Origin of the sequence: Pseudomonas edaphica, from assembly GCF_005863185.1 — a bacterium.
Lineage (GTDB): Bacteria > Pseudomonadota > Gammaproteobacteria > Pseudomonadales > Pseudomonadaceae > Aquipseudomonas > Aquipseudomonas edaphica.
Window position 1 is genome coordinate 1 of sequence record NZ_VBVZ01000280.1, and the last position, 7,916, is coordinate 7,916.

Annotated in this window: 7 protein-coding genes; 4 read left to right on the plus strand and 3 right to left on the minus strand. The window is 52.9% G+C overall.

What is annotated here, in order from left to right; all coding sequences use genetic code 11:
• The first annotated feature begins 378 nt into the window (after nucleotides 1-378).
• From FEM54_RS18455 to FEM54_RS18465, 3 genes are all read left to right on the plus strand, one after another.
• Complete coding sequence (locus FEM54_RS18455) at nucleotides 379-672, plus strand: hypothetical protein (RefSeq protein WP_138452369.1); 294 nt, start codon at nucleotides 379-381, stop codon at nucleotides 670-672.
• A gap of 250 nt (nucleotides 673-922) precedes the next feature.
• The gene (locus FEM54_RS18460) at nucleotides 923-1,108 is read left to right on the plus strand and encodes a DUF4223 family protein (protein WP_138452370.1); all 186 of its coding nucleotides are present in this window, start codon (nucleotides 923-925) and stop codon (nucleotides 1,106-1,108) included.
• A gap of 233 nt (nucleotides 1,109-1,341) precedes the next feature.
• The gene (locus FEM54_RS18465; protein ID WP_138452371.1) at nucleotides 1,342-1,725 is read left to right on the plus strand and encodes a LytTR family transcriptional regulator DNA-binding domain-containing protein; all 384 of its coding nucleotides are present in this window, start codon (nucleotides 1,342-1,344) and stop codon (nucleotides 1,723-1,725) included.
• Between the two features lie 99 nt (nucleotides 1,726-1,824).
• On the opposite strand, the gene FEM54_RS18470 is transcribed toward FEM54_RS18465, so the two are convergent.
• The 3 genes from FEM54_RS18470 to FEM54_RS18480 all read right to left on the minus strand — a co-directional run bounded on the left by FEM54_RS18470 (nucleotide 1,825) and on the right by FEM54_RS18480 (nucleotide 7,431).
• Nucleotides 1,825-2,169, minus strand: a complete 345-nt coding sequence (locus tag FEM54_RS18470) for a DUF805 domain-containing protein (RefSeq protein WP_138452373.1) — start codon at nucleotides 2,167-2,169, stop codon at nucleotides 1,825-1,827.
• Nucleotides 2,170-2,455: 286 nt separating this feature from the next.
• Nucleotides 2,456-6,091 (minus strand): transporter substrate-binding domain-containing protein, encoded by a 3,636-nt coding sequence (locus tag FEM54_RS18475; protein ID WP_138452374.1) that lies wholly within the window; start codon nucleotides 6,089-6,091, stop codon nucleotides 2,456-2,458.
• A 119-nt stretch (nucleotides 6,092-6,210) separates the two neighbouring features.
• Nucleotides 6,211-7,431, minus strand: coding sequence for an EAL domain-containing response regulator (locus tag FEM54_RS18480; protein ID WP_138452376.1), 1,221 nt, complete (start codon nucleotides 7,429-7,431; stop codon nucleotides 6,211-6,213).
• A gap of 205 nt (nucleotides 7,432-7,636) precedes the next feature.
• On the opposite strand from FEM54_RS18480, the gene FEM54_RS18485 reads away from it, so the two are divergent.
• A partial coding sequence (locus FEM54_RS18485) for a response regulator (RefSeq protein ID WP_138452377.1) occupies nucleotides 7,637-7,916 on the plus strand: 280 nt, incomplete at its 3' end.

A 7,916-nucleotide genomic window follows, 5' to 3' on the forward strand; every position in this document is an offset into this window, starting at 1 on the left:
GTATTCAACCCTGTGGTTGCATCGATGGACGTGAGTTCATGACAGCTCGGTAGCCAGTGCTGTTTTTGCAGGTTCGTGTGATGGCCAGGCATTCGACTCGCCCCTATGAAAGCCCGCAAGTGCGTTGAAAACCAAAGAATGTGGCCCGGCAGAGATGATAAACATCAGTGAAATTTCCCACATCTTTTCGCTGAAGACCTAATGACAATGGGGCTCGGCCCATTGTCCGCGCCAAGCTATTAGATATCTCATCAACACGTTAGAGGCTACCACTTTGCTCGCGATCACTAACGTGACCGGCGGTATTTTCGTCAACCAACACTCATTGAACATCCCGCCGGCAATAACCACGTCATACTTTTGACCCAGGAATGTAAAATGACATTCTTTCGTTCAATAGAAACAGATCACTTTAAAGTTAAAAGCTCATCCGGAGTTATCTACTTACTGACCGAAAAGAGCTTGGTTAAAAACAGCAACCAGGTCGCGGGCGTCAGTTTGCAGGCTGCTCAAAAAATTTATCTTGTTATGGGTGGGGGCATGGCAAAAAAAATAGATGAAAACCAGTTTTATATCATCGCATCTAACGAGACAGCAACCCGAGTTTCAATCCCGCCCCAGGACCCTACCAGCAAGGCGGCCCTGCCGATACCGGGCGAGGAGTCACCTTAATTCAATTAATCGCAAAGTGTCATTCCTATGGCGCCGTCACATCCGGCGCCAGGCTGGTCAATCAACCCAGCCGGATGAGGTGCGCCTCTCATGTTATCAACATTTTTCTACTTGAACCGGCCGCCCTTCCCAATAAAATCGATCGACCCCAAAAATGCAGTGAATTTTCCTACAGCCATAGGCGTGAGCACCCGCTAGTCTTGATTGCCATCATTGGATGGCGCACCTATGAATTCAAGGGATTATTATAATGAAACTTAAAGCTTCTCTGGCAGCACTCGCAATCTCTAGCGTCGTTCTTCTTTCTGGTTGCACGGGCCAAGTATACAATCAGGAAAAAACCTGCTCCTATGATTATCTGTTCACTCCTTCCGTGTCTATTTCAAAAATTATTGGCGGTTGCGGTCCAATTGCAAAACTCTCCCCACAACAATAAGCTTAAGCGCTTGCCAACCCTGTAACTCTTTATTGAGTTTGGCCCTCTGCATGGCACATGCGGAGGGCCATGGCCCGATTCACAACCAGGGCAACCTTTAAGCGTGCGTCGATATAAAGCACCGCCAGTAATTTTATGGACGCAAACAACATCAAGTGTTCGGACGGTCGTCTGCCCCAAGGCGCCATTTAACTAACAGTTATCCAGGACTGACCGACCTTCAGGTTTTGATTATGGAACTCCACCGTTACAGTAAAAATCATCGACTGAAACCTGAACAAGTTGAAGCGTCGGAGTTCATCATTTTTTGGGCAGAACATAAGTTTGTATGCGGCCTGGATGCTGACGGGGTCGAATGGCTTCTTGTCGATGGCCATACGTTAAAGGAGATTCTGGCTAATACACTGGGGTTCGTTCGCATTCATCGGCGCATGATCGTCAAAGTAGACGCTATTGACCATTTAGTGGCGCGCACCCCGCCAGGAGGGAGCCGCGAAACGTATTGCATGGTCGGCGAGCGAGAACTTCAGATCTCCCGCCAGTGCCGGTCCGGCGTCAAAGCCCAGTATAGATTGAGCGTTTCAACGCGCCGTGCCACGACTGAGAAACCTGCATGAACTTACGCAATGTAAACATTCATCCATGCAAGCCAGTGTGAGGTTATATCGATTGTTCGCTGAACACGCTAGGCGAATGATCAAGATTGCAGGGGCGTTTCACCTCGCTACCGGGACTGATTTTGGATCTGTACCAAACCGATTATCGCCTTTCGTTCCCTCAAAGAATAAAAAAACAACACCTGCCACCGGTACAATTAGCCACCACCCACTGTGATCAGTGTCATGCATTCGCCGGATGCTAACCGCGATGGACGGCAGCAACACTAAAAGCGAGTAGATCAACAAGCCTATAGAGGCGGTATATGGATCAACTAACCCCAGCAAAATAGCTACAGCCAACGTAATAAGGGTATTAATCAAATAAAACATCCAGTATTCTTTTCGTCTTGCTCGCCCTTGAAATTTTCCATACTGCCGCAGCACCGACAAATAATAATCCATCTCACTCCCCTAACCGTTAATTCGCAGCAAACCCGCGCCATTATGCATATCTCTTAGAGATATATGAGTCTTTATGCTTCCGATGTCCTGCAGCGTTCTGTGGAATCGTTGACTCCATTCCCGCCGACTAGGCCCAGTGAATAAATGCCAGACTGGAAACAAATTGAATGCAAGAAATTTCCCTCTACGGCCGTGGAATTTTCCCCGTCATTTTTTCCTACAACCAAAAAATGCCAAGGGGCAAAGCTCGACGCCATCGGCAAACGCTGGCAATTACAGCTTCCCATTAGCGGTTTAGCAGCGCGTTCTCCAGCGTGGCTATGGCTGCTTCAACCTCCGCTACCGCATACTTGAGTTGTTCAGGCGATCTCCTTGAATCCAGACACACCACCTCAAGGTGCCGGCAACAATCAACCAACTGGTCACCATGGACTACCCGTGCGGCACCTTTGATTCGATGCGCAAGTTGGTTCAGGTTTTCGGTGTCCCCAACTTGCAACAAGGCGCTCAATACCTGACAGTCCTTGCGATTATTCTTGATCAGTTCGTCGAGGATATGGCGAAACTTCACTGGCTCACCGCTGATCAAAAGCTCCAGCGGACCCAGATCGACCACCTGTATTTCTCCTGGCGACAAAATCAACGGCTCTGCCTGAGAATGCACCAGCTGTAGAGTATCCGACTCGCTCCCTGGTTGAAGGTCCAGTAGGCGAGCGTCCAACTCGTCCAGACCGAGCGGCTTAATCAGGCAATCGTTCATGCCGGCCTGGATGCACAGGTCGATCTCCTCGGGCTGAGCGTCCGCAGTCAACCCGATGATCACCGTAGCTTCCAGCCCCCTTTCCCGTTCGGTTTGCCGAATCGCCCGCGTGAGATCGGCGCCATTCATCACCGGCATGTGGCAGTCAGTGATAATGATATCGAAGGGATGTTCGCTCCAACGCTCTAACGCCAATTGACCGTTTTCCACTTCGCAGACTTCATGGCCAAGAAAGCTCAGCTGTTGATGCAACACCTGGCGATTGACGCGGTGATCATCCACCACCATTACCTGCAATTGATATCGTGGCCGGGCCGCGATCAATTCTGGCGCCTGCCGAACGTCGATGCGATCAAGCACTTGCAAGCGCATTTCGACATCAATCCGGGTACCACGGCCCAACGCGCTGGTCAGCGTCACTGTCCCCCCCATCATTTCGCACAGCGAGCGGCAAATCATCAAGCCCAGGCCCGTGCCTTCAGTGTCCTGTACATTTCGCTGCGCCTGGACAAACGGGCGGAACAAGCGTTGCTGATCAGTCGGGCTGATGCCCACACCCGTATCTTCGACAGCAAGGTTGATCTTGAGCAGGCTGGCGTTGACCAGAGCGCCGGAAATACTGACCTTGATCGAACCCTCGTCAGTAAATTTGATTGCGTTGCTGACTAAATTGGAGAGGATCTGCTTGAAACGCAGGGCATCAACCAATACATCGCAATTAATGCTCGAATCTATATCAAGGATAAGGCTCAAGCGCTTCTGCCGGGCCAGACCGTCGAACACCCTGGCCACAGATTCGACTAGCTCGCGCAGATTACCCCGCTTGGGCGACAAACTCAGACGCCCGGACTCTATACGCGCTATGTCGAGAATATCGCCGATCAACTCCAGCAAGCTTTTTGCCGAGGTATGCGCGATTTCAATACTGGCACGGTCGATAGGTTTGCTATCGGCGAGCTTGAGCGCAAGCTCGAGAATACCTATCACCGCATTCATTGGTGTACGGATTTCATGACTCATGGTGGCCAGAAAGCTGGTCTTGGCACGGCTGGCATCGTCCGCCAGATTCTTCGCCTCCTGCAACTGTTGCATCATCTGGCGATGCTCTGTGATATCCAGCCAACCACAGATAACACCCTTGATCACGCCCTTCGAATCCTCGAAAGGTTGAACCCAATGGTTGATCCACACTTCCTTGCCCTGCAACTGTACGGCATGCACCGACTCGATCGTCTGACCGTTGCGCATTGACTGCAGGTAGATGCTGTGAAAATCCGGGAGGCTCGCGAATTTCTCCTGAGGTAACTGTTGGACTGTTTGGTTCAGCACCTGCTCGGCAGTGAGGCCGACGCTTTTAAGGTAAGCGCGGTTGCAAGACAGCATGCGCCCATTGATATCACGCACATACAGCGGCGGCGGCATGCAGTCTGTCAGCGTCTCGACAAACTGCAACTGATCGTTGAGCTTGCGCTCGGCCTCAAGCAGCGCCTTGATCTGCCTGCGCAGGTAAATCACCCAGAACAACGACAGCAACAACAACACTGCGGCGCCGGCCACAATTTCATGGATCAGCCGCTGGTAATCAACCCAGGTTTGGCCGCTCATTCCTGGTGGAGAACGCCAGCGGTTGGAAATTGCATTGAGCTCATCCGGCGCAATGCTTTGCAAAACCTTGTCCACGATTGATTGAAGTTCAACATCACTGCGACGCATCGCAAAGTTGACTGTGGCTGGGCCGACATCGAGCACTTGGTTGATCACCAACTTGTCGCGAAACAACCGCTCGATGTAATAACGCGCCGCGGGCAACGACACCATGGCGGCATCTACCTTGCCTTCATAAAGCAGGTTCATCGAATCCAGCGAACCACCCGCTTGCTCCACTACCGCTTCGGGGTAACGCTTGCGTAACTCTTGTATGGCCACGTGCCCTGTGGGAACGGCCAATCGTTTGTCGACCAGACCGCCCAGCTTGCCCTGCTGTTCAATGTTGCTGAGTAGCACAAAAGGACTGGCAATCAGCGGCCTGGAGAAGCGCAAGAATTCTTCGCGCTCAGAACTTGCGGTCATCAGCGCCAGATCCGCCTCACCCTTATGAAGGGCTTCGATAAGCTGCGGGAAACCGCCACCGCGCGAAACCACCTCGAAATGCAGGCCGGTACTCAGGGTGATCACCTCCAGTAAGTCGGCGATCCCACCAGAAAAAACTCCGTTCGAATCGAAATATGCTCCCGGAGCCAAGTCGTCATTGATCACCAGCCGCGCGACTGGATGCCGCTCAATCCAGCGCACCTGCTCCACAGTAAGGTCGAAGGGCTCTTCACTGGGGATGAAACTGTTTCCGACCCAGCGCTTGGCCAGATTACGTAACTGATCTTCGCCGATAGACTCGATGGCGACGTTGATAAGCCGCTGCAGACGCGTGTTGTCAGCACGCAACGCATAACTGTAGCCGCTGACGGCCAGTTCACTGAAGCGCTCAAAACGCACAAAGCCATAATACGAGCGATTGATCCGGTAGTAGGCGCTGTACAGATCGTCCAGGTAAACGTCGGCTTGACCGAAGGCGGCAGCGGCAATTGCCTTGTCGTGATCGGCGTAGACCCGCAAGTCGGCTCGCGGGTAACGTTGTTTCAACTCGGCGTTGTGCTCCGCGGTAATTGCCACCCGCAAACCTGCGAGATCGACGGGCGAATGTCGGGGTTCGGCGGTACGCTTAAACAGCGCAAGCCGGTCCCGAGCGTAAGGCTTGCTGAAAAGCAAGTTTTGCCAGGGCGAAACGCTGCCATGCCGGCTCATCACATCGACGCTACCCGCTTGCACTGCTTTTTCGGTGTCCTCATCGGTGGCAAAGGGCACAATCTTCACCTTCAGACCCAATAACTGCGCAACCAGCGCGGTTGCATCGGCACTGATGCCTTCGTACTGGTTGTCTTCGGCATCGACCGAGAACGGAGCTGACTCGTTGAAGGATACGCCGACCTTGAGTTCGCCCTTGTGTCGCAGCCAATTCCAGTCATCAGCAGAAATCGACGCCATATCGTGACGATCGATCCTCAACTGGCTGGACAGCACCTGGGGTACCAGAGGTAACGATGCTGCCTCTACCGGGGCGCAGCCCAGCAGCACGCAAAGGGACAGTCCGAAAGAGCGTAAATACATGCGAGATCAGAGACCTAAAGTGTCTGTGGGGTACGAAACCAGTGTTGACGCTGCTTATCCAGGAGCACCGCGTGGTGCTGGAGAGCCGTCATAGCTGGCGCAATGATAGTGCAAAGCCGTCAGGACCGTTCAATGATTGGCACCGGTCCTACGCTGCCGACCGTCTGGCCCATGCAGAAGTCGATAAAATGGCTCTCGGGCATCGGTCGGGCAAACAGAAAGCCTTGGGCAAGGGTGCCACCCAATTCAATCAGGCGGGCTTGTTGCTCAACGGTTTCCACGCCTTCGATGACCAGCGAGATTTCCAGTGCTCGCGCCAAGGCCACCGTACAACTGATAATCGCGGCGCTTCTGGGCTGATATTGCATTTTATGCACGAACGCCCGATCAAGTTTAATCTGGCTGAAGGGCAACTCACTGAGTCGAACCAGCGAGGAGTAGCCAGCACCAAAATCATCCATGGCCAGACCACAACCGAGGATTCGCAGGCGTAACAGATTTTCCAGGCTAATGGCCGGCGCACTGATCATCCCGGACTCAGTAATCTCGAACATCACATTGGCAGGCGGTACCTGCGAGCGTTTCAGCAACACCGGGATACGTTCGGTAAGCCTGTTACAGGCCAGTTGCGCAGGATGCAAGTTGAACGCCAGATTGATTTCCCGCCCTTCTGCTGCCAGTCGTTGGTGCAGGGCTAAACCCTGCTCGAACACGCTCCAGAACATTCTGTCGATCAGATTGTGTTGCTCCATCAGCGGTAAAAAATGTGCCGGCGACAGCACTCCCCACTGTGGATGCGTCCAGCGCGCCAGCACTTCTGCGCCTACCAGCTGTTGTCCGTCCAGGGTGACTTTAGGCTGGTAATAGGCCTCGAATTCACCGTTGTCCAGCCCCTGCTGAACGTCACCCAGGGTCGGTAGTTCTGCGCACGATAATGATCTGGGCGCGGCGTTGCAGTGGGTGTGGTAACGCTTGACCAACTGACGGAACCCCGCCAAGTTGAATGGTTTGCCCAAGTCACCAAGATAGGTCAGGCCAAGGCAGTGAATCATCGCTACAGTGGCCTGACGCAGCAACGGTTCCAGCTCGCTGCACAGCACCACCGCACGGACTTTGCCACAGCTGCTGGCATAACGCAGGAAAGCCAGGCCATCCATACCTGCCATTCGCAGATCGCACAGAACAATATCAACAACGCTACAGGTGGCCATGATCGCAATTGCTTCACGGCCATCCGCCGCTTGTAGAATCCTATGGGAAAGAATTTTTTCCAGCGCGGTCACGGTGACAAGGCGCTGGAAGGGTTCATCCTCCAGGACCAGAACAGTCAAGTCTTGCATTACAAGCCTACACGCCAAAAAAGGGAGAGCAGTGTGAAAGACCTTTCCCTACACCCCCATAAGATATTTCCCACAACCTGGGAGAAACTTCCTAAGATAAACCACCAGAATTCACAACGCGGCTCTGCTGGGCTAATGGTGTTGATCCTTTACAGCCCGGGCGGTACCGCTCCGTAACAAACGCGTTCTCAAGGTTAAAGACACGATGCATAGCGTTCTGATAGTTGACGATCACCCGGTGATTCGGCTTGCCGTCAAGGTTCTACTTGAAAAGCATGGCATGCATGTGGTGGGCGAAGCAGACAATGGCATTGATGCTGTTCAGCTCGTGCGCGAACTGACACCTCAGGTGGTCATCCTCGATATCGGTATTCCGAAACTCGACGGGTTTACCGTTATTTCCCGTATCAAAGCCCTTAATGTTCGCAGCGAGATACTCATACTGACTTCACAACCAGCTGAGTCGGTGTGCCGCCGTTGTATCC